24 protein-coding genes and 5 tRNA genes are annotated in these 25,032 nt (G+C 70.0%); 17 read left to right on the forward strand and 12 right to left on the reverse strand.

What is annotated here, in order from left to right; translation table 11 throughout:
* From ACFVYS_RS16870 to ACFVYS_RS16905, 8 genes are all read right to left on the reverse strand, one after another.
* Positions 1-368: ATP/GTP-binding protein (locus ACFVYS_RS16870; protein ID WP_046592961.1), on the reverse strand; the 368-nt coding region annotated here is incomplete at its 3' end.
* Positions 349-936, reverse strand: coding sequence for a DUF742 domain-containing protein (locus ACFVYS_RS16875; protein WP_355705215.1), 588 nt, complete (start codon positions 934-936; stop codon positions 349-351). The genes ACFVYS_RS16870 and ACFVYS_RS16875, both read right to left, overlap by 20 nt.
* A gap of 95 nt (positions 937-1,031) precedes the next feature.
* Positions 1,032-1,445 (reverse strand): roadblock/LC7 domain-containing protein, encoded by a 414-nt coding sequence (locus tag ACFVYS_RS16880; protein WP_037737006.1) that lies wholly within the window; start codon positions 1,443-1,445, stop codon positions 1,032-1,034.
* Between the two features lie 10 nt (positions 1,446-1,455).
* Entirely contained in the window at positions 1,456-4,797 is a 3,342-nt protein-coding gene (locus ACFVYS_RS16885) for a nitrate- and nitrite sensing domain-containing protein (protein ID WP_389502742.1), read from the reverse strand.
* Between the two features lie 376 nt (positions 4,798-5,173).
* Positions 5,174-5,749, reverse strand: coding sequence for an ATP/GTP-binding protein (locus ACFVYS_RS16890; protein ID WP_054239771.1), 576 nt, complete (start codon positions 5,747-5,749; stop codon positions 5,174-5,176).
* Positions 5,730-6,128: a DUF742 domain-containing protein gene (locus ACFVYS_RS16895; protein ID WP_009190816.1), complete on the reverse strand. Its 399-nt coding sequence runs from the start codon at positions 6,126-6,128 to the stop codon at positions 5,730-5,732. The genes ACFVYS_RS16890 and ACFVYS_RS16895 overlap by 20 nt, the downstream gene beginning before the upstream one ends.
* A 112-nt stretch (positions 6,129-6,240) precedes the next feature.
* On the reverse strand, positions 6,241-6,654 hold the full coding sequence (locus ACFVYS_RS16900) for a roadblock/LC7 domain-containing protein (protein WP_020128762.1): 414 nt from the start codon (positions 6,652-6,654) through the stop codon (positions 6,241-6,243).
* A gap of 9 nt (positions 6,655-6,663) precedes the next feature.
* A complete protein-coding gene (locus ACFVYS_RS16905; RefSeq protein WP_389502744.1) occupies positions 6,664-10,431 on the reverse strand; it encodes a nitrate- and nitrite sensing domain-containing protein in 3,768 nt (1,255 codons plus the stop codon).
* Between the two features lie 599 nt (positions 10,432-11,030).
* Here ACFVYS_RS16905 and ACFVYS_RS16910 point away from each other — a divergent pair.
* From ACFVYS_RS16910 to ACFVYS_RS16950, 9 genes are all read left to right on the forward strand, one after another.
* Positions 11,031-11,219 (forward strand): hypothetical protein, encoded by a 189-nt coding sequence (locus tag ACFVYS_RS16910; protein WP_389502746.1) that lies wholly within the window; start codon positions 11,031-11,033, stop codon positions 11,217-11,219.
* Positions 11,220-11,366: 147 nt separating this feature from the next.
* Positions 11,367-12,152 carry a fumarylacetoacetate hydrolase family protein gene (locus ACFVYS_RS16915; protein ID WP_389502748.1) on the forward strand — a complete coding sequence of 262 codons (786 nt, stop codon included), beginning with the start codon at positions 11,367-11,369 and terminating at the stop codon, positions 12,150-12,152.
* Positions 12,145-13,629: a glutamate--tRNA ligase gene (gene gltX / locus ACFVYS_RS16920; protein WP_389502750.1), complete on the forward strand. Its 1,485-nt coding sequence runs from the start codon at positions 12,145-12,147 to the stop codon at positions 13,627-13,629. Before ACFVYS_RS16915 ends, gltX begins: the two co-directional genes overlap by 8 nt.
* Positions 13,630-13,724: 95 nt before the next feature.
* Complete coding sequence (locus ACFVYS_RS16925; protein WP_389502752.1) at positions 13,725-14,453, forward strand: HAD family hydrolase; 729 nt, start codon at positions 13,725-13,727, stop codon at positions 14,451-14,453.
* A 91-nt stretch (positions 14,454-14,544) separates the two neighbouring features.
* Positions 14,545-14,616 (forward strand) — tRNA-Gln (locus tag ACFVYS_RS16930).
* Between the two features lie 42 nt (positions 14,617-14,658).
* Positions 14,659-14,731, forward strand: a tRNA-Glu gene (locus ACFVYS_RS16935).
* Between the two features lie 62 nt (positions 14,732-14,793).
* Positions 14,794-14,866, forward strand: a tRNA-Glu gene (locus tag ACFVYS_RS16940).
* A 20-nt stretch (positions 14,867-14,886) separates the two neighbouring features.
* Positions 14,887-14,958, forward strand: a tRNA-Gln gene (locus ACFVYS_RS16945).
* 29 nt (positions 14,959-14,987) lie between these two features.
* A tRNA-Glu gene (locus ACFVYS_RS16950) sits at positions 14,988-15,060 on the forward strand.
* 70 nt (positions 15,061-15,130) lie between these two features.
* Here ACFVYS_RS16950 and ACFVYS_RS16955 read toward each other — a convergent pair.
* Entirely contained in the window at positions 15,131-15,775 is a 645-nt protein-coding gene (locus ACFVYS_RS16955) for a MerR family transcriptional regulator (protein ID WP_389502754.1), read from the reverse strand.
* Positions 15,776-15,813: 38 nt separating this feature from the next.
* On the opposite strand from ACFVYS_RS16955, the gene ACFVYS_RS16960 reads away from it, so the two are divergent.
* The gene (locus ACFVYS_RS16960) at positions 15,814-16,308 is read left to right on the forward strand and encodes a DUF4188 domain-containing protein (RefSeq protein ID WP_389502756.1); all 495 of its coding nucleotides are present in this window, start codon (positions 15,814-15,816) and stop codon (positions 16,306-16,308) included.
* Positions 16,309-16,463: 155 nt separating this feature from the next.
* On the opposite strand, the gene ndgR is transcribed toward ACFVYS_RS16960, so the two are convergent.
* Complete coding sequence (ndgR, locus tag ACFVYS_RS16965) at positions 16,464-17,180, reverse strand: IclR family transcriptional regulator NdgR (protein WP_007384919.1); 717 nt, start codon at positions 17,178-17,180, stop codon at positions 16,464-16,466.
* A gap of 189 nt (positions 17,181-17,369) precedes the next feature.
* Between ndgR and leuC the strand changes: the two genes are divergently transcribed.
* The 4 genes from leuC (at position 17,370) to ACFVYS_RS16985 (ending at position 20,716) form a co-directional block, all read left to right on the forward strand.
* Complete coding sequence (gene leuC, locus ACFVYS_RS16970; RefSeq protein WP_389502758.1) at positions 17,370-18,800, forward strand: 3-isopropylmalate dehydratase large subunit; 1,431 nt, start codon at positions 17,370-17,372, stop codon at positions 18,798-18,800.
* 6 nt (positions 18,801-18,806) lie between these two features.
* Positions 18,807-19,400, forward strand: coding sequence for a 3-isopropylmalate dehydratase small subunit (gene leuD, locus ACFVYS_RS16975; RefSeq protein ID WP_383469244.1), 594 nt, complete (start codon positions 18,807-18,809; stop codon positions 19,398-19,400).
* Between the two features lie 275 nt (positions 19,401-19,675).
* Positions 19,676-19,906: a hypothetical protein gene (locus ACFVYS_RS16980; RefSeq protein WP_028806672.1), complete on the forward strand. Its 231-nt coding sequence runs from the start codon at positions 19,676-19,678 to the stop codon at positions 19,904-19,906.
* Positions 19,907-20,044: 138 nt separating this feature from the next.
* Complete coding sequence (locus tag ACFVYS_RS16985; protein WP_389502760.1) at positions 20,045-20,716, forward strand: HU family DNA-binding protein; 672 nt, start codon at positions 20,045-20,047, stop codon at positions 20,714-20,716.
* 103 nt (positions 20,717-20,819) lie between these two features.
* Here ACFVYS_RS16985 and ACFVYS_RS16990 read toward each other — a convergent pair whose 3' ends face one another.
* Positions 20,820-21,023, reverse strand: coding sequence for a hypothetical protein (locus ACFVYS_RS16990; RefSeq protein WP_062641780.1), 204 nt, complete (start codon positions 21,021-21,023; stop codon positions 20,820-20,822).
* Positions 21,024-21,032: 9 nt separating this feature from the next.
* Positions 21,033-21,671: a 2-phospho-L-lactate guanylyltransferase gene (cofC, locus tag ACFVYS_RS16995; protein ID WP_389502761.1), complete on the reverse strand. Its 639-nt coding sequence runs from the start codon at positions 21,669-21,671 to the stop codon at positions 21,033-21,035.
* A 164-nt stretch (positions 21,672-21,835) separates the two neighbouring features.
* On the opposite strand from cofC, the gene ACFVYS_RS17000 reads away from it, so the two are divergent.
* Genes ACFVYS_RS17000 through ACFVYS_RS17010 form a run of 3 tightly spaced genes read left to right on the forward strand, consistent with a single transcriptional unit; the run spans position 21,836 to position 24,959 of the window.
* Positions 21,836-22,735: a lysophospholipid acyltransferase family protein gene (locus tag ACFVYS_RS17000; protein WP_389502762.1), complete on the forward strand. Its 900-nt coding sequence runs from the start codon at positions 21,836-21,838 to the stop codon at positions 22,733-22,735.
* On the forward strand, positions 22,732-23,742 hold the full coding sequence (locus ACFVYS_RS17005; RefSeq protein ID WP_389502763.1) for an NAD(P)H-dependent glycerol-3-phosphate dehydrogenase: 1,011 nt from the start codon (positions 22,732-22,734) through the stop codon (positions 23,740-23,742). Before ACFVYS_RS17000 ends, ACFVYS_RS17005 begins: the two co-directional genes overlap by 4 nt.
* A gap of 59 nt (positions 23,743-23,801) precedes the next feature.
* On the forward strand, positions 23,802-24,959 hold the full coding sequence (locus ACFVYS_RS17010) for a D-alanine--D-alanine ligase family protein (RefSeq protein WP_389502764.1): 1,158 nt from the start codon (positions 23,802-23,804) through the stop codon (positions 24,957-24,959).
* Positions 24,960-25,032 lie beyond the last annotated feature (73 nt).

The following is a 25,032-nucleotide window of genomic DNA, read 5'->3' on the forward strand; positions in this document are numbered from 1 at the left end:
GGGAAGCAGTCGGCGAGACGGCGGGTGTCCACGAGCACGATCGCGCCGATCGCGCCGCGCACCAGGTCGTCCCACATGAACCAGAAGCGGTCCTGGCCCGGCGTACCGAACAGGTACAGGATCAGGTCCTGGTCCAGGGTGATACGGCCGAAGTCCATGGCGACCGTGGTGGTCGTCTTGTCCCCGGTGTGGGTGAGGTCGTCGATCCCCGCGGACGCGGACGTCATGACGGCCTCGGTGCGCAGCGGGTTGATCTCCGAGACGGCCCCGACGAACGTGGTCTTGCCCACGCCGAAGCCGCCCGCCACCACGATCTTCGCGGACGTGGTGGAGCGGGAAGGCCCTCCGCTAGAGCTTGCGAAGTCCACTGAGCACCCTTTCGAGCAATGTCACGGCTGGCTGGCCGCCGGCGCTCTCGTCGCCGCCGGGCTGATGGATGGCGACCAGTCCCGCCTCCGCCAAGTCGGCGACGAGGATCCTGGCCACGCCGAGAGGGATGGTCAGCAGCGCCGAGATCTCGGCGACCGACTTGATCTCTCGGCAGAGGTTGCAGATCCGCTGATGCTCGGGCAGTTGGCCCTGCATCTGGTGCGGCTGCGCAGTGGTGTGCACCAGCGCCTCGATGGCGAGCTGGTAACGCGGGCGGGTCCGGCCACCGGTCATGGCGTACGGACGCACCAGCGGGTTGTTCGACGCCCCTGCGGGCGCCGGCTCCGGGGTGCGGCGGTGCGGCTGTACGGGCTGGATGCGCGGGGCCGACGGCTGGTCGTACGGTGACGGCCCGGGACCCTGCGGACCCTGGGGCGTGTACGGCCGCTGCTGGCTGGGCGCGGAGGGGAAGTTGTAACGGTTCGGGTTCTGGGAACCGTCGCCCTGGCCCTGGGCAGGGCCGTACGACCAGTTGCCCGAATTCGATCCGCCTGGGGGTGTTGCCACTCTCTCTCCTCCTCCGATGTGCCTGGCACCCATCACGTGGAAGCCGCGTCCCGAAACCCTACGGCCTCGGGACGCCAAAACGCACCGTTCGTTTGTTAGTTGAGAAGGCTCCCTTGGAGCTCCGCACGAAGGTCAGGGGTCAGGACCGAACCCGCGCGGTCCACCAGAAGGGCCATCTCATACCCAATGAGGCCGATGTCCGCCTCGGGATGAGCAAGAACCGCGAGCGAGGAACCGTCGGAAATGGACATGAGGAAGAGGAATCCCCGCTCCATCTCCACAACCGTCTGGTTCACGCTGCCTCCCTCGAAGATCCGGGAGGCGCCTGCCGTCAGGGACGTCAGACCGGAGGCGACGGCCGCGAGCTGGTCGGCCCGGTCGCGGGGGAAGCCTTCGGACATCGCCAGAAGGAGTCCGTCGGCGGAGACCACCACGGTGTGGGACACCCCCGGGGTGTTGTCCACGAAGTTGGTGATCACCCAGTTCAGGTTCTGTGCCGCCTGGCTCATCGGGCTCACACTAACGCTCCTGGTTGTAGGTGCTGTCAGGACCGAGGCCCTGGCCGTTCGTTTCACTGCTGCCTGCGCTGCGTCCGCGCTGGACGCCCCTGCGCAGGTTGCTCAACCTGCCACGGACGTCCTCCGGGGCGCGGGAGACCTGAGGGCCTCCCTGGGGGGTGGTCTCGGCGGCGCCCTCGATCAGATTGGCCTTGGGCACCCGCCGCGGCAGGCCGGAGGAGGTGACCCCACCCGCCTTGGGCTTCTTCAGAGCGGAGGCCTGCTGCCAGCGCTCGTCGTTGGCCGAGCGCCAGGAGTCGCCGCCGCCGCCGTTGCTCTCCGCGGGGGAGGCCGCCGGCTCCTGCTTCGCGGGCCGGGCGCCGTTCGCACCGCTTGCGGCGGATCCGCGGCGGGGGAGACCGGCGTCGGTCAGCGCGTGGGAGGCGGAGGAAGACGGTCCCGGACGGTCGAAGCCTACGCGGTTCTGCTCACCCGCGTCAGCGGCCTGCGTGGATTCCGCTTCCGGAGCGTACTGGTCCTGGTAGCCGTTCTGGTAACCGTTCGTGTGGCCGTTCTGCTGGGGCCAGTCGTCCTGGTAGGACTGCTGCTCCTGGTACGGCTGGAAGCCCTCGGAGGCGGCGGCGGGGGCCGCCGGACGCTCCTCCCGGCCGGGCTCCGCATACGCGGGGTCCGGGTAGCCGCCGTTCGACGCGAAGCCGTCGCCCTGCGGAACGCCGTTGTGCGGAAGTCCGCTGTTGCCGGAGAACGACTCGCCCTGCGGCATGCCACCGTTCGGCGCGAAGTACTGGTCGTCGTACGCCGGGCGCTGCTGCTCCTCGTACGACGTCTGCTGGTCGAACGCCGCAGGCTGCTCGGCGTACCCGGTCGCACCGTTGTCGTAGCCGGCCCCGGTGCCCTGCTGGGCGGGGTCGTAGCCGTTCTGCCCGGCGTCGTACGACTGCTGCTGCTGACGGGGCGCGTCGAAGCCCTCGGCCTGCTGCTGCCCGGTCGGCTGGCCCTGCTGGCCCGGCTGGCCCGGCTGGCCGTCCAGGGCCGCACGGCGCTCCTCGCGCATCAGCGAGCGGCCCACCGGGTCCAGGTCGCGGATGTCGTCGGGAACCTCGTACTGGCTGTCGTCGAAGCCGAGCTCCGCGGCGGTGCGCATCGGCAGACCGCTGTTGAAGTCCTCGCCGGGACCGCCGCCGTAGTTCTGCTCCGGGATGATCTGCGAGACGGTGAAATCGTCGCGCGGTTGCTGCTGCTCGCCGCCGCCACCGTGGGTGATGGCGTCCGGGAGCATGACCAGCGAGGTGGTGCCGGCCTGCTCGCCCGAGGGGCGCAGCTGGACCCGGATACCGTGCCGGTCGGACAGCCGGCCGACCACGAACAGGCCCATGCGCTGCGAGATCGCGGCGTCCACCGTCGGCGGGTTGGCCAGCTTGTGGTTGATGTCCGCGAAGTCCTCGGCGGTGAGGCCGATGCCCTTGTCGTGGATCTCGATCATGACCCGGCCGTCGGGAAGACGGGTGGCCGTGACCCGGACCTTGGTCTGCGGGGAGGAGAACGTGGTCGCGTTCTCCAGAAGCTCGGCGAGCAGGTGCACGAGGTCGGTCACGGCACGGCCGTGGATCTCGGCCTCGGGTACGCCGGACAGCTCGATGCGCTCGTACTGCTCCACCTCGGAGGAGGCGGCGCGCAGCACGTCGACCAGCGGGACCGGCTGGTCCCAGCGGCGGCCGGGCTCCTCGCCGGCGAGCACCAGGAGGTTCTCGCCGTTGCGGCGCATACGGGTGGCGAGGTGGTCCAGGCGGAAGAGGTGCTCCAGCTGGTCCGGGTCGGCCTCGTTGTTCTCCAGGTCGGTGATCAGGGTCAGCTGGCCCTCGATCAGGGACTGGTTGCGGCGCGAGAGGTTGGTGAAGATCGCGTTGATGTTGCCCCGGAGCAGAGCCTGCTCGGCGGCCAGTCGGACGGCCTCGCGGTGGACCTGGTCGAAGGCGCGGGCGACTTCGCCGATCTCGTCCCTGGTGTTGATGGGGATCGGCTGGACACGGGTGTCCACCCGGCCCGGGTCGGTGCGCGAGAGCTGGTCGACCAGCATCGGCAGCCGCTGCTCGGCGATACCGAAGGCGGCGTTGCGCAGCTGGCGCATGGCCTGGCTCATCTGGCGGGCCATGAGACTGGCGACGATGAACGCGGCGAGCAGGGCGATGATGACGATGGCGCCGTTGATGATGGCGTCCTGCTGCGCGTCGGAGGCGATCTCTCCGGCGTCGGTCACCGCACGGTCGATGAGCTCGCTCTCGACCTGGCTGTAGCCCTCGAACTTCAGCGTCGCGGCCGCCATCCAGGCATCGGCGGTGACGCCCTTCTCGGCGAGCTGGGCCGGAGACTGACCACTGCTGATCGCCTGGATCATCTTGGTCATGGTCGGCGGAGCGGTGAAGTCCTCGCCCGCGGCGTCGGCCTTGGCCTTCGCGTCGGCGGCCTGCTGCGCGCCCTCCTCGGTCTTCTCCTTCATGACCTCGGTGAGCCGCGCGGCGTCCTCGGTGGTGCCACCGGAGACGTACTCCTGCTGGGCGATGCCCTCGAGGTAGGCGTACGAGGTGAAGGCGGTGAGCTGCTGCCGGAAGACCGTCTCGTCGGGGCTGGGCCGGACCAGCAGGTGCATGCCGATCGCACGCTGGAGGGACTCGGCGCCCTTGGCCAGGGCGACCGCGTAGACGGTACGGCCGTAGGCGGTGATGTTGCCGGTGCCGAGGCCGAGTTCGTTGGAGAACTCCATCAGCAGGTGCTCGACCGCGACGTAGCCCTCTTCGGTCTTCACCGGGTCCAGGGCCTTGGTGTAGGCGGCGGCGCGAATCTTCGTCAGAGTCGGCTCGGCCTCCTCCACCAGCTTCAGACGGCGCTTGAGACCGTCCTTGTCCGGCATCCCGACGACCTCGTCGTGGAAGGCGGTGGCCTTCGCGTCGGTGGTGGCGCGGGCCGCCTTGACGGTCGAGTCGTCCTTCTTGGACTGGAGCAGCGGCTGGGCGCTGACGTCCCGCTCGTTGAGCAGTGCCTCGGCGTACTCGCCGGCGGCGGCCACGATCTTCGCCGTCTTCTCGGCGTCGCGGGCCTCCTGCCAGGTGTCGATCGAGTTCTTCACCTGGAAGCCGCCCATGACCAGGCCGACCACCACGGGTATGAGCAGGATCGCGTTCAGCCGGGTGGGCACCCGCCAGTTCCGTGGGGAGAGACGGCCGCCGCTCTTCGCGGGTGCGGACGCCGGCTCCGAACCGGGCACAGGGGCGGGCGCCGCTCCGCGCGGCGGCGGGGTGAAGTTGCCCCGGGCCGCCGGCTCGGGACTTTGCTTGCTTCGCCTCACTCGACCAACAACCTCTCGGCGGTCGGCACCTTCGTCGTGCCGCAGTGTCTCAGAGCCCGGTCAGCCATCGACCATCAGTACGTCATTGACTATTGGGCAGTTCAGGCATTCCAGCACGACGACCAGCGCTCTTCCAAACATGGGAAAGCGCTGGTTCGATGTGATGTAAGCCCCAGATAAAACGGTCATAAAGAACGAGCCCCGCCAAAAGGCGGGGCTTTCGTGCGCGCAGCGAGACCAAGCGACCGCGACGCGTGTCGGTACCTGTGGATTCCACTGCCGAAACGTTATGAACACCGGAGCCGACCGTGTCAAAGGCCACAGTCGGCTCCAGAACGTCTACGACAACCGCCGTACGGCACCGGGTGCTTGAAAATTACCGCAGTCGCGCCATGAGCGCGTGCTCGACCAGCGTGATCAGCGCGCTCTTGGCATCCGAGCGGTGCCGGGCGTCCGTCGTGATGATCGGGGTGTCCGGTCCGATCTGGAGCGCCTCGCGCACCTCTTCGGGCTGGTAGGGCTGCGAGCCGTCGAAGCCGTTGAGGGCGACGACGAACGGCAGGCCGCTGTTCTCGAAGTAGTCGACCGCCGGGAAGCAGTCGGCGAGACGGCGGGTGTCCACGAGCACGATCGCGCCGATCGCGCCGCGCACCAGGTCGTCCCACATGAACCAGAAGCGGTCCTGACCCGGCGTACCGAACAGGTAGAGGATCAGGTCCTGGTCGAGCGTGATACGGCCGAAGTCCATGGCCACCGTGGTGGTGGTCTTGTCCCCGGTGTGGGTGAGGTCGTCGATGCCCGCGCTCGCGGACGTCATGACGGCCTCCGTGCGCAGCGGGTTGATCTCGGAGACGGCGCCCACGAACGTGGTCTTGCCCACGCCGAAGCCGCCCGCCACCACGATCTTCGCGGAGGTGGTGGCCCGCCCCCCGTCAGAGCTTGCGAAGTCCACTGAGCACCCTTTCGAGCAGCGTCACGTCCGGAGCGCCGCCGTTGTTCTCGTCGCCGCCCGGCTGGTGGATGGCCACCAGTCCGGCTTCGGCGAGGTCCGCGACCAGGATCCGCGCCACCCCGAGCGGCATGGCCAGGAGAGCCGAGACCTCCGCGACCGACTTCACCTCACGGCACAGATGGCAGATGCGCTGGTGCTCCGGGAGCAGCCCCATGAGCGCTGCCGGGTCGGCCGTGGTGCTGATCAGCGCCTCGATGGCGAGCTGATAGCGCGGCCGCGTCCGGCCGCCGGTCATCGCGTACGGACGCACCAGCGGCTGGTCGCCCTCATCCCCGTACGGCTCCGCGTACGGATCATGATGGGCGGTGGGCGGGGTCATGGATCCTCCGGGCGGGACAGCATTCGCGGTCAGTCGTGCCGTCCGTCGAGGCCGGTGGGGGGATTGTGTCGGCCGGACGGTGATTTCGTGAGGTGGGTAGTGCTGGGGCGGGTCAGTGGAGCAGACTGCCCTGGAGTTCGGCGCGCAGGTCGGGCGTGAGGACCGCGCCCGCCCGGTCGACAAGCAGCGTCATCTCGTAGCCGACGAGGCCGATGTCGCACTCGGGGTGCGCGAGAACGGCGAGCGACGAGCCGTCCGAGACGGACATGAGGAAGAGGAACCCTCGTTCCATCTCGACGACGGTCTGCGCGACGCTGCCGCCTTCGAAGATCCGGGAGGCGCCGGCCGTCAGCGAGGTCAGCCCCGACGCGACGGCCGCCAGCTGGTCGGCCCTGTCGCGCGGGAAGCCCTCGGACATCGCGAGCAGGAGCCCGTCGGCGGACACGACAACGGTGTGGGACACCCCAGGGGTGTTGTCCACGAAGTTGGTGATCAACCAGTTCAGGTTCTGTGCCGCCTGGCTCATCTGACTCAACTAACGCTCCTGCTGGTGAGTGGGGCTCGGGAAACTGCCGGTCTGACCGTTGCCGGCCTGACGACCCTGCGCGATGCCCCGACGGAGATTGGTCAGCCGTCCGCGTACGTCGTCAGGCGCACGCGAGACCTGCGGACCGGGTTGGTGCTGTTGCTGCTGAGCCGTGCCCGGGACGAGGTTCGCCCTGGGCACCCGGCGCGGCAGGCCGGACGTGGTGACGCCGCCCGCGGCCGGTTGCCTGACCCGCTCGGCCTGCCGGACGAGTTCGTCGTTCGGCGAGGTGCGCCAGGAGGCATTGGCGGCGGGACGCTGGGGTGCAGCCGGAGCCTGCGGCTCCTGGTGCTGCTGTTGCTGCGGAGCCTGGGCCGCATCGCCCGCCTGCTGACCGTGGAACCAGTTGGTCTCCAGCGTGTCGTAGAGCGGGGTGCGCCCGTCACCGGGACCCGAGGCCGGCGGCAGTGCCTCCGGCTCCGGACGCCCGACGGGACGCTGAGGGCCCGACGGCTGCGCCGGGGTGCCGTAGCCGCCGGACTGCGGAGCGGCGAACTGGCCGGTGGACGAGGGGTCCTGGCGGCCGGGCAGCGAGTGCTGACCGGTCGGGGAGCCGTCGTAGCCGGGTGCGGCGAACTGGCCGGTGGAGCCGTTGTCGTACGCCTGCGGAGCGAACTGGTTCGGGGCCGCCGAGCCGTTCTGGCCGCCGGGGGCGCCGAAGACGTCGGACCGGGTGAAGCCGTTCTCGTCCTGCTGGCCGCTGGTGCCGGGGCGCTGGAACTGCGCCGGGTCCGGCCGGCCGTTCGTGCCCGGACGCTGGAACTGGCTGTTGTCCTGCCGTCCGCCCGGACCCGTCTGGGGGTTGGCCACGGCCGGGAACTGGCCGGTGCTGTGGAGACCGTTCGCGACGGGACGGCCGAAGTCGGCGGGACCCGCCGGGCTCTGGCGGTCGTCGGTGCGCGGGATCGCCGGTATCTCGGCGGTGGCGCCGGGACCCTGCCGGTCGTCGATACGGGGCATGCGCGACGTCTGGGCGACGTCCGGCTCCTCGTGACCGCGCGGGGCGTCCATCGGGCTGCGCGGGACCGGCGGCTGGGCGTTCTCGTCGCCCCAGCTGGTCACCCGCGGCTGCGGGTTGCCACCCGGCAGCTCGGCGCGCGGACCACCGCGCGGCGGCAGCTGCGGCTGACGGCCGCGGCCGCCCTGGTCGGCCTTGTTGCCCCGCGGCTGGGTCGGACGACCACCGAACATGTCCACACCCTGGGAGGCCGTTCCGGCCGCCTGGAGACCCTGCGGCGCGCCCGGCGTCTGACCGCCGAAGCCGGAACCCGCACCGGCCGGAGCCGGTCGGCCCTGCTGGGGCGAGGCCGGAGGCTGCTGCGGTCCGCGCGGCGGCTGACCACCGGGGCGGCCACCGCCGTCACGGCCGGGCAGCGCGGCCCGGGGACCCTGACCGGGAGCGAGCCGGCCGCCGGTGTTGGGACCGGAGCCGAGGGCACCGCCCTGCGAACCGTTCTGCGAGCCGTTCTGGCGACGCGCGGCGGCGACGCCCGCGGCGGCCTGCGCGGCGGCGGGACCACCCGCGACGCTGCCCTGGCCGGGCTTGGGCTGAGGCTTCTTGCCGCCCTGGGCGACGTCCACGGGCAGCATGACCAGCGCGGTCGTGCCACCGGAGTCGGAGGGACGCAGCTGGATGCGGATGCCGTGTCGCTGGGACAGCCGGCCGACCACGAACAGACCCATGCGTCGGGAGACCGACACGTCCACGGTGGGCGGCGAGGCGAGCCGCTCGTTGATCGCGGCGAGGTCCTCGGGGGAGAGGCCGATACCGGTGTCGTGGATCTCGATCAGGACGCGGCCGTCGGGCAGCGCGTGACCGGTGACCTTGACCTTGGTCTGCGGGGAGGAGAACGAGGTGGCGTTCTCGAGCAGCTCGGCGAGCAGGTGCACGAGGTCGTTGACGACCCGGCCGGCCACTTCGGTGGTCGGCACGGAGGCCAGTTCGATGCGCTCGTACTGCTCCACCTCGGACGCGGCGGCGCGGAGCACGTCGACCAGCGGGACCGGACGGGTCCAGCGACGGCCGGGCTCCTCACCCGCGAGGACGAGGAGGTTCTCACCGTTACGGCGCATGCGGGTCGCGAGGTGGTCGAGCTTGAAGAGCGAGGACAGCTGGTCCGGGTCGGCCTCGCGGGACTCCAGTTCGGAGATGAGCGAGAGCTGACGCTGGATGAGGCCCTGGGAGCGGCGCGAGAGGTTGGTGAACATCGCGTTGACGTTGCCCCGCAGCAGGGCCTGCTCGGCGGCGAGGCGGACCGCCTCGCGGTGCACGTCGTCGAAGGCCGCGGCCACCTGGCCGATCTCGTCCCGGGAGTGCACACCGACCGACTCCACGGACGTGTCGACGTCCTGCGGGTCGGACTCGGACAGCTGCTTGACCAGCTCGGGCAGCCGGTCCTGGGCGACCTTGGTGGCGGTCTCCTGGAGGCGGCGCAGCGAACGGATCATGGACCGGGCGACGACGAACGCGCCGACCAGCGAGACACCGAGGACGAGCAGGATGAGCGCACCGGAGATGATCGCTTCGCGCTCCGACTCGGCGCGCAGCTCACGCGCCTTCTGCTCCATGTTCTCGAGCAGCGTGAGCTCGATGTTGCCCATCTGCTTGATCTTGGTGGAGCTGGCGTCGATCCAGTCCTGGTACGACTGCTTGTCCAGCGACTGCAGGCCGCTGGAGGAGCTGAGCGCCCGGTTGGCGTAGGTGTCGGCGTCCTCGATGACCGGGTTGCCCTGCTCGATCGGCTTCAGCAGCTCCTCGGCGCCGCTGTCGCCGTAGATGCTGCGGAAACTCGAGAGCTCGGAGTCCTGGTTCTCGAGGCCGGCCTGGGCGTACTGCCGGTCGTTCTCGGAGAGGTCGCCGTAGACGGTGTTGCCCACCGGCAGCGCCGCCGCGATCACGGCGCGCTGGACGGAGGCGTACTCCTTGGCGGAGGAGAACGCGGCCAGCGCACGCGTGCGCTGGATCATCTCCGGGTTGCTGGTGGCCTGCGCCATGTCCTGGGAGAGGTCGAGCAGGCTGGTGATGAGGCGGTGGTAGGCCTCCACCGTCTGGGTGGAGTTGTTCTTCTCCGCGTAGGCCGTCGACCGGATCTTGGCGAGGTTGGCCAGGTCGCTCAGCAGACCGACGAGGCTGTCCCGGACGCCCTGGAGGTTGCCGTCCGCGGTGGCGCCGTCGATCTCCTCCGACGAGTCCTGGAAGGCGCTGAGCGCGCGGTCCGTCTTCTCGCGCAGGCCCTTGATACCGGGGTCGGTCGCCTTGCCGTTGTGCGCCAGCGGGCCGGCCGAGCGGTCGCGCTCGTCCTGGAGCGCGTCGGCCAGGTCGGTGGCCTGCTTGGTCATGTCCGTCAGCAGCTTCATGTTGTCGAGCTGCTGGATGTCGTCCATCGACTGGTTGATGCGCAGCGCGCCCAGCGAGGTGGCCGCGACCACGGGAAGGGTCAGCAGCGCCACCAGACGCGTGGAGATGCGCCAGTTGCGCAGCGCCACCCGCGGTCCGGGGCCGCTGGGGCCGGTCGGAGGCTTCGTCGGAGCCGGGGGAGGAGTAGTCGCCGACGCGGACGCACCGGGTCGCCCGGAGCGGTCACCGCCGTCGCCGGACGGATTGGGGCCCTGGTTCTGGGCGTGCTGGGGCGAGGAGCCGACTGCCATCGGGCCAGTCCCGCCGTGCGGCTCCGGCTCGGCCGAAGCGCTGCCATCCCTCTTGAAACGTCCCTGCACTAGCGTCGCAACCTCTGGACCAGGCGCCCCTCCGCGCGAACGGAAGGACGGTGTCGGCGTGTTGGCGGGCGTCCTGAATACGCCCGCCAATTGGTCGTGAGTACCGGCGCTCCCCCTGTTCCTCGCCGCCACCGGGCGCGCTGGGCGCCCTCTGTGCGCCGGCTCGATCCCGCGGCGGTCCGAGGAATTCCAACACAGTGCAGGATCTCCAACAAGGCCCGTTGGCCAGGCTGTGACATCCGTGACACGACGTGAGGGTCAAGTTACGGGATGTAGAAAGTGATCCCACGTAAGGCGGACATAAGGGTGGGAAGGGGTGGTGGCCGGGGGGTGTCCCAGTCGCCATGATCAGGAGCGGAATGGATGCTTCAGGTGGTTAATGTCCGTTTCGTGAGGGTCGCCGGGTGGTCCGGAATGGCCGCTTTGCCCAGTGATTCGTGAGCAAACTCACACGCTGATCATGCGACCTTCACGTCTTCACCGGGAATCGCGTGTTTAGCCTGACGCTTTACAGGGATGGCACATCCGACAAACCGCGTCTGTGCGGAGGCCCTTGAGGGCTTCCCGGACGCCCGGACACGACAGGGTCACGTACAACAGTGAAGACGACGACGATGTTCCACAAGATCGCCAACCCCCGGCGTACGACCCTGGCGCACCTCACGGACGCCGACGAACTCCAGCTCCCGGAGCAGCAGGAGCACTCCGTCGAACTTCCCGCCCAGACTGCCAACCCCAAGCGCACCATCCTCATGGAGATGCCGGTGGCGGTCTCCGTCGCGGAGTAGATCTTCACGCGGAGATACGGGCACCGGCCGCCGAATGCTCAAGGCGGCCACCCACGGATGTCAAGGGCGTCCCCGGCCGGGGACGCCCTTCCGCGTTAGCCTGGGGCGTCACACTCCAGCCAGCTCAGTCAAGGGGCCAACCAACCCGTGCGCATCGCCAGGTTCTCCATCGACGGGAACGTCGCCTTCGGCGCGGTCGAGGGCGACCAGCCGGACGAGCTCGTCCTCGACATCATCAAGGGCATCCCGTTCACGGACTTCGAGCTCTCCGGCACCAAGGTGCCTGTGAGCAAGGTCCGACTGCTCCCGCCCGTCCTGCCCAACAAGGTCGTGGCCTTCGGCCGCAACTACGCCGAGCACGCGCGCGAGCTGGGCAACGAGGTGCCGGACGCGCCGTTCGCCTTCTTCAAGCCGTCCACCTCGGTGATCGGCCCCGGCGACGCCATCCAGTACCCGGCCTTCTCCGAGGAGGTCCACCACGAGGCCGAGCTCGCCGTGGTCATCGGCCGGCTCTGCCGCGAGGTCCCCCGGGAGCGCGTCAAGGACGTGATCTTCGGCTACACCTGCGCCAACGACGTCACCGCCCGCGACGTCCAGAAGCGCGAGAAGCAATGGGCCCGGGCCAAGGGCTTCGACACCTCGTGCCCGCTGGGCCCCTGGGTGGAGACCGGCCTGGACCTCGAGACCGCGGGCGACCTCACCGTCCAGCTGACGGTCAACGGGCAGCAGCGGCAGCTCGGCCGCACCAGCGAGATGATCCACTCGATCGAGGATCTGATCGTCAACATCTCCGAGGCCATGACGCTGCTCCCCGGCGACGTGATCCTCACGGGCACCCCGGCAGGGGTAGGCCCCCTGGTCGTCGGCGACGAGGTCGCCGTCACCATCGAAGGCATCGGCACTCTCACCAACAAGGTTGTCAAGCGTGGCTAGCGCACCCGGCTCCCCCGTACGCGTCCGTTTCTGTCCCTCGCCCACCGGTAACCCCCACGTGGGCCTGGTCCGCACCGCCCTGTTCAACTGGGCGTTCGCCAAGCACCACCAGGGCACGCTGGTCTTCCGCATCGAGGACACCGACGCGGCCCGTGACTCCGAGGAGTCCTACCGCCAGCTCCTGGACTCGCTGCGCTGGCTGGGCTTCGACTGGGACGAGGGCCCCGAGGTCGGCGGCCCGCACGCGCCGTACCGCCAGTCGGAGCGGATGGACCTCTACGCCGACGTCGCCCGCAAGCTCCTCGACGCCGGCCACGCCTACCACTGCTACTGCTCCCAGGAGGAGCTGGACACCCGCCGCGACGCCGCCCGTGCGGCCGGCAGGCCCTCCGGCTACGACGGCCACTGCCGCGACCTCACCGAGGCGCAGGTGGCGGAGTACAAGGCCCAGGGCCGCACCCCGATCGTCCGCTTCCGCATGCCCGACGAGACGATCACCTTCACGGACCTGGTCCGCGGCGAGCTGACCTTCACCCCGGAGAACGTGCCCGACTTCGGCATCGTCCGTGCGAACGGCGCCCCGCTGTACACGCTGGTCAACCCGGTGGACGACGCGCTGATGGAGATCACGCACGTCCTGCGCGGCGAGGACCTGCTCTCCTCGACCCCCCGCCAGATCGCCCTCTACAAGGCGCTGACCGAACTGGGCATCGCCCAGGGGACCCCGCACTTCGGCCACCTGCCGTACGTGATGGGCGAGGGCAACAAGAAGCTGTCGAAGCGGGACCCGGAGTCCTCGCTCAACCTCTACCGCGAGCGCGGCTTCCTCCCCGAGGGCCTGCTCAACTACCTCTCGCTGCTCGGCTGGTCGCTCTCGGCCGACCAGGACATCTTCACGATGGACGAGATGACCGCGGCCTTCGACATCGCGGACGTCAACCCCAACCCGGCGCGCTTCGACCTGAAGAAGTGCGAGGCGATCAACGCCGACCACATCCGCCTGCTGGACGTGAAGGACTTCACGGAGCGCTGCGCGCCCTGGCTGAAGGCCCCCTTCGCCCCCTGGTCCCCGCAGGACTTCGACGAGGCGAAGTGGGAGGCGATCGCCCCGCACGCCCAGACCCGGCTGAAGGTGCTGTCGGAGATCACCGACAACGTCGACTTCCTCTTCCTCCCGGAGCCGGCCGTCGACGAGGCCAGCTGGACGAAGGCGATGAAGGAGGGCAGCGACGCGCTGCTCGCGACGGCCCGCGAGAAGCTGGCGGCCGCCGACTGGACCTCGTCCGAGTCCCTGAAGGAGGCCGTCCTGGCCGCCGGCGAGGCGCACGGCCTCAAGCTCGGCAAGGCCCAGGCCCCGGTCCGCGTCGCCGTCACCGGCCGCACGGTCGGCCTGCCGCTCTTCGAGTCCCTGGAGATCCTGGGCAAGGAGAAGACGCTGGCCCGCGTCGACGCGGCCCTGGCGAAGCTCGCCGCATAGCCGCACCCGCGCCGAAGGGGCAGCACCCGGCGACCGGGTGCCGCCCCTTCGGCATCCCCCGGACAGGGCGGCCCCCGCCGCGTTACCGTTGGATCATGAGCATCCTCGCCGTGGTCTGGGACGTGGACGACACCCTCTTCGACTACACGACCGCCGACCGCGAGGGCATGCGGTCCTATCTGACAGCCGAGGGGCTGCTCGACCGGTTCGGTACCGCGGAGCAGGGGCTCGCGCGGTGGCGGGAGGTCACCGAAGAGCACTGGGCCCGGTTCTCGGCGGGCGGGATCACCTTCGAGGACCAGCGCCGGGACCGGGTACGGGCGTTCCTGGGCCGTGAGCTGGCCGACGCGGAGGCCGACGACTGGCTGCTGCGGTACCACGCGCACTACGAGGCGGCCTGGTCGCTCTTCCCGGACGTCCTGCCCGTGCTCGACGACCTCGCCGCCAGCCACCGCCACGCCGTGCTCTCCAACTCCAGCATCCATGTCCAGGATCACAAGCTGCGCACCCTCGGCGTCCACGACCGATTCGAGGTCATCCTGTGCGCGGCGGAACTCGGCGTCTCCAAGCCGGAGCCCGGCGCCTTCCTCGCGGCCTGCGAGGCCCTGTCGCTGGCCCCGCACCAGGTGGCCTACGTGGGTGACCATCCGGAGATCGACGGCCGGGGCGCCGCCGACGCCGGACTGCTCTCCGTGTGGATCGACCGCTACGGCGCGGCCACCGTCGAGCTCCCGTCCGGACGCCACCGGATCGTCTCGCTCGCCGAACTGCCCGCGATCCTCGGCCCCGATACCCGTTTTGGAGCCCGGTCCACCTTCAGGTAATGTTCTTCCTGCGCCGCCGGGGAGCGGGCCGAAAGGCCGGAACCGGAGGAGCAACGCTAGAACAAGAACCCCTACGGGGCTTGCGTTCCAGTGGCCTATGGTGTAATTGGCAGCACGACTGATTCTGGTTCAGTTAGTCTTGGTTCGAGTCCAGGTAGGCCAGCTCGCAGAGCTTATCTGCGCCTGTGGAGATCTACTCCACGAAGCCCCCGTTGTGTAGCGGCCTAGCACGCTGCCCTCTCAAGGCAGTAGCGCCGGTTCGAATCCGGTCGGGGGTACAGATCCTTCCCGCGAGGAGAGCTCGGGTAGCTCCCTCTCTCGTCGATGCAGGATCGCTAGGGCCCCCGTTGTGTAGCGGCCTAGCACGCCGCCCTCTCAAGGCGGTAGCGCCGGTTCGAATCCGGTCGGGGGTACGATTTTCCTTGAATCACCTTGGTCTATGGTGTAATTGGCAACACTACGGTTTCTGGTACCGTCATTCTTGGTTCGAGTCCAGGTAGACCAGCTCTGACCTGCGGAAACGCAGTGTTTTAGGCCCCCGTTGTGTAGCGGCCTAGCACGCCGCCCTCTCAAGGCGGTAGCGCCGGTTCGAATCCGGTCGGGGGTACGCGATCGGAAAGCCCCTCGCTTCGGCGGGGGGCTTTCCGCGTGTCCGGCCGCTTTCCGTGTGTCCGGCCTCAGTCGAAGCCGTACCGCCGCGCCGACTCCTCCTCCTGCGCCAGCCGGTGCAGCGCCTGCATCATCGGCTCGACGAGAATCGCGCCCAGCACCGCCGCCTCGATCCGCTCCGGTTCCGACTCCCGGCTCTCCACGAAGTCCAGGTCCAGTACGGCCGCCCGGTGCATCAACCGGGCGTAGGACACGAGAAGTTCGGCGTTCCAGTCGTAGCCGAGCCGGCGCAGCGCGGCCACCGCCACCACCAGTGAGCGGTACGCGGGGGAGATGGTCGTCAGCTGCCGGGCGTTCGACCAGCCCAGGGTGCCCAGCAGTTCGTCCGCCTCCCGGTGGGCGGCGCGCACGTACTCGTCCTCCGCGTCCGGCTCGGCCACCTGTGGCAGCGCCCACAGGGCCGCGCCGAGCCGGATCGTGCGGCCCAGGGAGTCGTCGTCGACATGGCCCAGCACGTTGCGGACCGTGGCCACCGGCAGCCCGCCCACCTGGATCATCGCCCGCACCAGACGCAGCCGGCGCAGATGCTCGTCGTCGTAGTCGGCGGTCGTGGCGTTCACCTGGCGGCCGGGCGGCACGAGCCCCTCGCGCAGGTAGTACTTGATCGTCGCGGTGGACACACCGCTGCGTTCGCTCAGTTCGGCCAGCCGCATGCCTTGTGCCCTTCATTGGTTAGCGGCACTATCCAAGCATGTCCTTCACAGCCAGCCGTACCACCGCGGACGCCCGGGGAGACGTGGTCGTCCTGCTGATCGGAATGCGCGTCAACCACTTCTGGGCCGTGCATCAGTGGGTGCCGGTCATGCTGGCGATGTTCCGCATGCTGGCGGAGCTGAAGAAGGATCCGGGCCGCGGTCTGCTCTCCCGGGTGCTCCTGACGGCCTCGCCGCGGACGTACTACGTCGTTCAGTACTGGGAGTCGAAGGAGAAGCTGTACGCATACGCGACCGCGCCCGACGCGTTCCACCACGAGGCCTGGGCGAAGATCAACCGCATGGAACGGGGCGGGAGGGTGCGCGGGCACGTGGGGATCTGGCACGAGACGTACGTCGTGCCGGAGGGGTCGTACGAGGCGATCTACGGAGACATGCCGGCGTTCGGCCTCGCGGCGGCGCACGGGCAGGTTCCGCTGGAGGAGCGGGGGCGGTACGCGAAGGACCGTTTCTCGTACCGGTCCGCGCCGTAAGGGCTGCTGCCGTTCGTCGGGTGCGGGTCCGTCGGGGCTCGTCGCGCCCGCGCGGCGGAGTCGCACATCGGCACAGTCCGGCGCCCCCGGGGTGGGTGACCTTGCCGTACCGGAAAGGGCTGCCGCGGCGTTGAGGCCGCCCTTCCCTGCCGGTGTCAGCCGGTGCGGCGCAGGGCCTCCGAGAGGCGGGCGGCCGCGTCGATGACCGCCTGGGCGTGCATGCGGCCGGGGTGGCGGGTCAGGCGCTCGATGGGGCCCGAGACGGAGACGGCGGCCACCACGCGGTTGGAGGGGCCGCGGACGGGCGCCGACACGGACGCGACGCCCGGCTCGCGCTCGCCGATGGACTGGGCCCAGCCGCGGCGCCGTACGCCCGACAGGGCCGTCGCCGTGAAGCGGGCGCCCTGGAGGCCGCGGTGCAGACGCTCGGGTTCCTCCCAGGCCATCAGGATCTGGGCCGAGGAACCGGCCTTCATCGTCAGCGTGGAACCGACCGGGACCGTGTCCCGAAGGCCGGACAGGCGTTCCGCCGCGGCCACGCAGATGCGCATGTCGCCCTGGCGGCGGTAGAGCTGTGCGCTCTCGCCCGTGATGTCACGCAGATGCGTCAGCACCGGTCCGGCGGTGGCGAGGAGACGGTCCTCGCCGGCGGCCGCGGCCAGCTCGGCCAGGCGGGGGCCGAGGATGAAACGGCCCTGCATGTCGCGCGCCACCATACGGTGGTGTTCCAAAGCCACGGCCAGCCGGTGAGCCGTGGGTCGTGCGAGTCCGGTGGCAGCGACCAAGCCTGCGAGGGTGGCCGGACCGGACTCCAGGGCGCTCAGGACAAGGGCTGCCTTGTCCAGAACGCCGACGCCGCTACTGTTGTCCATGCAACGATACTCCCGTCTCACTCTGTGAAACGCAAGTTCATTTTTCCGTGAGACGCGCAACCCTTGGACGCATGGTGGCCCGCGGACCAACGGGCCTGGCGGCGGGTGCCCGGGAACAGGGGCAACGGGCGTCGCCTCCACAAGATCTCTAGTTGGGCCGGTGCGTCATTGCCGGCCGGAGGGAAAGCGATGGGTAGGACACTCGCGGAGAAGGTCTGGGACGACCACGTCGTCCGGCGCGCCGAGGGCGAGCCCGACCTCCTCTTCATCGATCTGCACCTTCTGCACGAGGTGACCAGCCCGCAGGCCTTCGACGGGCTGCGGCAGAACGGCCGCCCGGTGCGCCGTCTCGACCTCACCATCGCGACCGAGGACCACAACACCCCGACCCTCGACATCGACAAGCCGATCGCCGACCCGGTCTCGCGCGCCCAGCTGGAGACGCTGCGCAAGAACTGCGCCGACTTCGGGGTGCGGCTGCATCCGCTCGGTGATGTCGAGCAGGGCGTCGTGCACGTCGTCGGCCCGCAGCTGGGTCTGACCCAGCCCGGCACCACCGTCGTCTGCGGCGACTCCCACACCTCCACGCACGGCGCGTTCGGCGCGCTGGCGTTCGGCATCGGCACCTCGCAGGTCGAGCACGTGCTGGCCACCCAGACGCTGCCGCTGGCCCGCCCCAAGACCATGGCGATCACGGTAGAGGGCGAGCTGCCCGACGCGGTGACCGCCAAGGACCTGATCCTGGCGATCATCGCCAAGATCGGTACCGGCGGCGGCCAGGGCTACATCCTGGAGTACCGGGGCTCCGCCATCGAGAAGCTCTCGATGGAGGCCCGGATGACCATCTGCAACATGTCGATCGAGGCCGGCGCCCGCGCGGGCATGATCGCCCCCGACGAGACCACCTTCGCGTACATCCAGGGCCGCGACCACGCCCCCGAGGGCGCGGACTGGGACGCGGCGGTCGAGTACTGGAAGACGCTGAAGACGGACGCGGACGCCGAGTTCGACGCCGAGGTCGTCATCGACGGTGCCGCGCTGTCGCCGTTCGTCACCTGGGGCACCAACCCCGGTCAGGGCGCGCCGCTTTCGGCGTCCGTCCCCGACCCGGCTTCGTACGAAGACGCTTCGGAGCGCCTCGCCGCCGAAAAGGCCCTGGAATACATGGGGTTGGAGGCCGGGCAGCCGCTGCGCTCCATCAACGTGGACACCGTCTTCGTAGGTTCGTGCACCAACGGTCGGATCGAGGACCTGCGGGCCGCCGCCGCCATCGTCGAGGGCCGCAAAGTCGCCGACGGCGTACGGATGCTGGTCGTCCCCGGTTCGGTGCGGGTCGGTCTCCAGGCCGTCTCCGAGGGTCTGGACGTCGTCTTCAAGGACGCCGGCGCCGAATGGCGGCACGCGGGCTGCTCGATGTGCCTCGGCATGAACCCCGACCAGCTGGCGCCGGGTGAGCGCTCGGCGTCCACCTCCAACCGCAACTTCGAGGGCCGGCAGGGCAAGGGCGGTCGCACGCACCTGGTGTCGCCGCAGGTCGCGGCCGCCACGGCCGTCCTGGGCCACCTGGCCTCCCCGGCCGACCTGTCCGACGCCGAGACCCGTACGCCCGCTGGAGTCTGATCAGTCATGGAAGCATTCATCTCGCACACCGGCCGGGCCGTCCCGCTGCGTCGCTCCAACGTCGACACCGACCAGATCATCCCTGCTCACTGGCTCAAGAAGGTCACGCGGGACGGGTTCGAGGACGGGCTGTTCGAGGCCTGGCGCAAGGACGAGACCTTCATCCTCAACCGCCCCGAGCGGCAGGGCGCCAGCGTGCTGGTCGCCGGACCCGACTTCGGCACCGGGTCCTCGCGTGAGCACGCCGTCTGGGCGCTCCAGAACTACGGCTTCAAGACCGTGATCTCGTCCCGTTTCGCTGACATCTTCCGGGGCAACTCGCTGAAGAACGGCCTGCTCACGGTAGTGATCGAGCAGAAGATCGTGGACGCGCTGTGGGAGCTCACCGAGCGGGACCCGCAGGCCGAGATCACGGTGGATCTCGAGGCGCGTGAGGTGCGGGCCGAGGGCATCACCGCCTCCTTCGAGCTGGACGAGAACTCCCGCTGGCGGCTGCTGAACGGGCTTGACGACATCTCCATCACCCTCCAGAACGAGGGCGACATCGCCGCCTACGAGGCCAAGCGCCCGACGTACAAGCCGAGGACGCTCCAGCTCTGACCCCCGGGCCCGAGCAGGCCCTGAGCAGGTCGAGTTTCGGCCACCGCGACACCCCCGCCGTACCCCCGATCGGTCCGATCGGGGGTACGGCTGTGTCTGCACCCGTTCGGCCCCGTGGATCTTCGCCCCATCTCCCAACTTCCCCCGTTAGAGGGGTTGTTGCCGGGGTACGCGCCTTGTGTGGAAGCGACCGCCGGAAGTGCCGGGGCGGCCGTTTGAGGCGGCAGTTGCCCCCTGGGCGGGCGACAACTCGCCCCAGATGGCACAATCTGTGCATGGAACACGACGGCCAACTCGAGCTCTATACGGCGGTCGCGAACCAGCTCAAGGAAGCGCACACAAGAGTGCGTGCACTGCAAGTCCCGGAGGGCGTACGGATGGCGCTGACCCGGAAGCTGCTGGTCATTACGGCCGCGGCCAAGCACGATCTCGCCGATGCGACAAGGCGTCTGGAGCGGTTCATGGCGGACCTGGACGAGGGGCGAATGCCCGAAGGGGAGCGTTGATCGTCTCCGGAGGGGCCGATTTCGTTGCGGCACAAGGGTGATTAGCCCGTTTCGTGTTTGATTTGCGGTATATATCTGCCTAACGTGCGAAAAAGCTTGAACAGTTTCGTTCCGGCTAATGTCTCCGAAGGGGAAGACGTGAACAAGGCGCAGCTCGTAGAAGCGATTGCCGACAAGGTGGGCGGCCGCCAGCAGGCCGCCGAGGCGGTCGACGCGGTCCTGGACGCCATCGTCCGCGCGACGGTCGCGGGGGACCGGGTCTCGGTCACCGGCTTCGGTTCGTTCGAGAAGGTCGACCGGCCGGCCCGCTACGCTCGCAACCCCCAGACGGGCGAGCGGGTTCGGGTCAAGAAGACGTCCGTGCCGCGCTTCCGCGCAGGACAGGGCTTCAAGGACCTGGTGAGCGGCTCGAAGAAGCTCCCGCGCGGTGGCGAGGTCGCCGTGAAGAAGGCCCCCAAGGGCAGCCTGACCGGCGGCGCTTCCGCCACGGTCAAGAAGGCCGCCGCGAAGAAGGCCGCCCCGGCGAAGAGGGCGTCGGCCGCCGCGAAGAAGACCACGGCCGCGGCCAAGAAGACGACGGCAGCCGCCAAGAAGACCACGGCGACCGCCAAGAAGACCACCGCGAAGAAGGCCACCACCAAGAAGACGACCGCGGCCGCGAAGACCACCACCGCGAAGTCCGCCACCGCCAAGAAGACGACGGCCAAGAAGGCCCCGGCCGCGAAGAAGGCGACGGCGACCAAGGCCCCCGCCAAGAAGTCGACCGCGCGCAAGACCACCGCCAAGAAGACCACCGCCCGCAAGGCGTAGGACAGCAGGGGCACTCACGCGCCGGGCCGGACTCCCTCTCGGAAGTCCGGCCCGCGGCGTGTCGGGGGGCGCCGGGAGGGCCCCGGCGGAGAGCCCGAGCCCGTCAGAACGTCTGGAGCGTCACCAGGGTGATCCGGGGGCTGTCCTTCGGCCCCTCCACCTCGATCCGCACCCGCTGTCCGGGCCGCAGCAGCCGCAGCCCGCCCGCGTCGAACGCCGGGGCGTCGAAGGGCACCGGTGTGCCGTCGTCCAGCAGCACCTGTCCGCTGCGGGTATCGGGGTCGTACGTGTATGCGGTCGCCTGCATGGCGGCAGCCTACTGCCCCGGAATCAACAGATGCGCCGCCGCCGCGGCCGTCCGGGGACCCACCCCCAGGGACAGCGCCGCGCGCAGATCCACGCCGGTGTCCACGTCCTGGCGAACGGAATCCACCCCCTCCGGGCGGAGTTCCACGGCCCCCGTGGAGCGGTGCCGGGCCCGGGAATCCGTGCCGAATGCGGGAAGCAATTCACGGCCGGCGGCCACGGCGAGAAGCGTGGTGCCGATCCCGGCCGCGTCCGGGAGGAAAGAGCGCGGGAATTCCCCGGCCGCCTTCAGGACCCGGGCCAATTCCGACGGGCGCAGGGCGGGCAGATCGGCGTTGAGGGCGGCCAGCGGTGAATCGGGACGGAAGGCGCGCACGGCGGCGGCCCCGTGGGCCAGGGCGGCGTTGAGTCCCCCGCGCGGCTCGTCGGCGACGATCCGGGCGCCCAGGGCCGCCAGGACCCGCCCGGCCAGGGCGTCGTCCGTGACTACTGCCACATCCCGCACCGCAGGTGAGGCCAGTGCGGCCGCCACGGTGTCCTCGGCGAAGGCGAGGGCGAGGCCCGGGCGCAGCCCGTCGGTGGCGGCGTCCGCGAGCCTGCTCTTGGCCAGCGCCAAGGGCTTCAGGGGTATGACCAAGGTCCACTGCACCGGCGTACCGTCCCTCTCGTGTCGCGGCCATTGTCACCCGGCCCATCCACCGGCCGGACGCGCGGGCGTACCGTGTTCTCGACAGACCGGCGGCCCGGGGCGACACTTGTGCGGCCCCCAGGCCCCGGAGCAGGCCATGGGAAGTCCTAGAGGAAGGTGTCCGCGTGCCCCGCCGCAGAATCGGCTTCTGGTACCGCTTCGCTGCGGTCCTCTGCAAACCCTGGCTGGTGGTTCTGATCAAGCGGGACTGGCGCGGAATGGAGCATATTCCGGACGACGGCGGTTTTATCACCGCGGTGAACCACAATTCGCATGTCGATCCCTTCGCCTACGCGCACTTCCAGTACAACAGCGGACGCGTGCCGCGATTCCTGGCGAAGAGCGGTCTTTTCAAGGAGGGATTCGTCGGCGCCGCGATGCGCGGCACCGGGCAGATCCCCGTCTACCGCGAGAGCTCGGACGCGCTGAGCGCCTTCCGGGCCGCGATCGACGCCGTGGAGCGCGGCGAGTGCGTCGCGTTCTACCCCGAGGGCACCCTGACCCGCGACCCCGACGGCTGGCCCATGACCGCCAAGACCGGTGCCGCGCGCGTCGCCCTCCAGACCAAGTGCCCGGTGATCCCCGTCGCCCAGTGGGGCGCCAACGAACTCCTGCCGCCGTACGCCAGGAAGCCCAACCTCCTTCCGCGCAAGACCCACCACGTGCTGGCCGGCCCGCCCGTGGACCTCACGCGGTTCTACGGCCACGAGATGACTCCGGAACTCCTCAAGGAGGCGACGGAGGTCATCATGGCGGCCGTCACCGCCCAGCTGGAGGAGATCCGCGGCGAGAAGGCGCCCGAGACGCCCTACGACCCGCGCCGCGAGCGGATCGAGCAGCGCCGCCGCACCCGGGCCGAGAACGGGACGGCATCCGGTGCGGAGGGCCGTGCGGAGTCCGGTGCCGAGGCCGCCGCGGAGATCGACGGCGCGGTGTCCGGACACGCGCAGACCAGCCACGCGCAGAGCGGTCACACGAAGACCACGCACGCGCGGACCAGTCACGAGGGGGAGAACAGCAAGTGAGCAAGTCCGTGAAGGCGGCCGTCTTCGGTACCGGATCATGGGGGACCGCCTTCGGTACGGTCCTCGCCGACGCGGGCTGCGAGGTGACGCTGTGGGCACGCCGTCCCGAGCTCGTCGACGCGGTCAACTCCACGCACACCAACCCCGACTACCTCCCCGGCGTCGCACTCCCGCGCAACCTGCGCGCCACCGCCGACGCGGCGGAGGCCGCCCGGGACGCCGACTTCACCGTCCTCGCGGTCCCCTCGCAGACCCTGCGCGCCAACCTCGCCGACTGGACGCCGCTGCTCGCCCCGAACACCGTCCTGGTGTCGCTGATGAAGGGCGTCGAGCTCGGTACGACGATGCGGATGAGCGAGGTCATCGACGACGTCGCCAAGGTGGGCCCCGGCCGGATCGCCGTCGTCACCGGGCCCAACCTCGCGCGGGAGATCGCCTCCCGGATGCCCGCCGCGGCCGTGGTCGCCTGCACCGACGAGGCCGTCGCCCAGAAGCTCCAGGCCGCCTCCCACACGCCGTACTTCCGCCCCTACACCAACACCGACGTGGTGGGCTGCGAGCTGGGCGGCGCGGTCAAGAACGTGATCGGCCTCGCGGTCGGCATCGCGGACGGCATGGGCCTCGGCGACAACGCCAAGGGCTCGCTGATCACGCGCGGCCTCGCCGAGACCACCCGGCTGGGACTGGCGATGGGCGCGGACCCGCTGACCTTCGCCGGACTCGCCGGGCTCGGCGACCTGGTGGCGACCTGCTCCTCGCCGCTCTCCCGCAACCACACCTTCGGCACCAACCTCGGCAAGGGCATGACCCTCCAGGAGACCATCGCCGTCACCCGGCAGACCGCCGAGGGCGTCAAGTCCTGTGAGTCGGTGCTGGATCTGGCCCGCCGGCACGGCGTCGACATGCCCATCACCGAGACGGTCGTCGGCATCGTCCACGAGGGGAAGCCTCCGGTGGTCGCCCTCAAGGAGCTGATGTCGCGCAGCGCGAAGCCCGAGCGACGCTGAGCGAACCCGGTGGGCGGACGCTGACTCCCGGCCCTACCACCGGGTACTCTCAAGCCGATATGAGCACCGAGAACCTCCCCCAGAGCCCTCAGCAGCCCGTCCGCAAGCCGCGGGTGGCCGTTGTCTTCGGCGGTCGCAGCTCCGAGCACGGGATCTCCGTGGTCACGGCCGGCGCGGTCCTGCGGGCCATCGACCGGACCAAGTACGAGGTCCTGCCGATCGGCATCACGCGAGAGGGCCGCTGGTACCTCACCGCCGACGCACCCGAGCGCATGGCGATCACCGACCGCCGTACGCCCGACGTGGACGAACTCGCCGAGTCGCGGGACGGCGGCGTGGTGCTCCCCGTCGACCCCGCCAACCGTGAAGTCGTCTACTACGAGCCGGGATCGGTGCCGAAGGCCCTCGGCGAGGTCGACGTCGTCTTCCCGGTCCTGCACGGCCCGTACGGCGAGGACGGCACCCTGCAGGGTCTGCTGGAGCTCTCCGGCGTCCCGTACGTGGGTGCGGGTGTGCTCGCCTCGGCCGTCGGCCAGGACAAGGAGTACATGAAGCGGGTGTTCACCTCCTTCGGGCTCAAGGTCGGCCCGTACGTGGTGATCCGGCCGCGCGAGTGGGAGCAGGACGAGCAGGCCGCCCGCAAGAAGATCGTCGACCTCGCCGGCGAACACGGCTGGCCGCTCTTCGTGAAGCCCGCGCGCGCGGGCTCGTCCATCGGCATCACCAAGGTCGACGACCTGTCCGGGCTCGACGAGGCGATCGCCGAGGCCCGGCGCCACGACCCGAAGATCCTGGTCGAGGCGGCGCTGCGGGGCCGCGAGATCGAGTGCGGTGTCCTGGAGTTCGAGGACGGCCCCCGCGCCTCCGTCCCGGCCGAGATCCCGCCGCCGGACGCGCACGCGTACTACGACTTCGACGCCAAGTACATCGACTCGACCCCGGGGATCGTCCCGGCGCCGCTGACGGACGAGGAGACGGCGGAGGTCCGCGGGCTGGCGGTGGAGGCCTTCGAGGCGGCGTCCTGCGAGGGCCTGGTCCGGGCGGACTTCTTCCTCACGGACGAGGGCGAGTTCGTCATCAACGAGATCAACACGATGCCCGGCTTCACCCCGATCTCCATGTACCCGCAGATGTGGCAGGCGACCGGCATCGACTACCCGGAGCTGGTGGACCGCCTGGTGCAGGCGGCTCTGCGCAGGTCGACGGGCCTGCGTTGATCCACGTCTGACCGATCCGGGTCCGGTCCCGGACCGATCCGGGTCCGGTCCCGGACCGATCCGGGACCGGACC

Origin of the sequence: Streptomyces sp. NPDC058295, assembly GCF_042880655.1 — a bacterium.
Classification (GTDB): Bacteria; Actinomycetota; Actinomycetes; order Streptomycetales; family Streptomycetaceae; genus Streptomyces; species Streptomyces coriariae.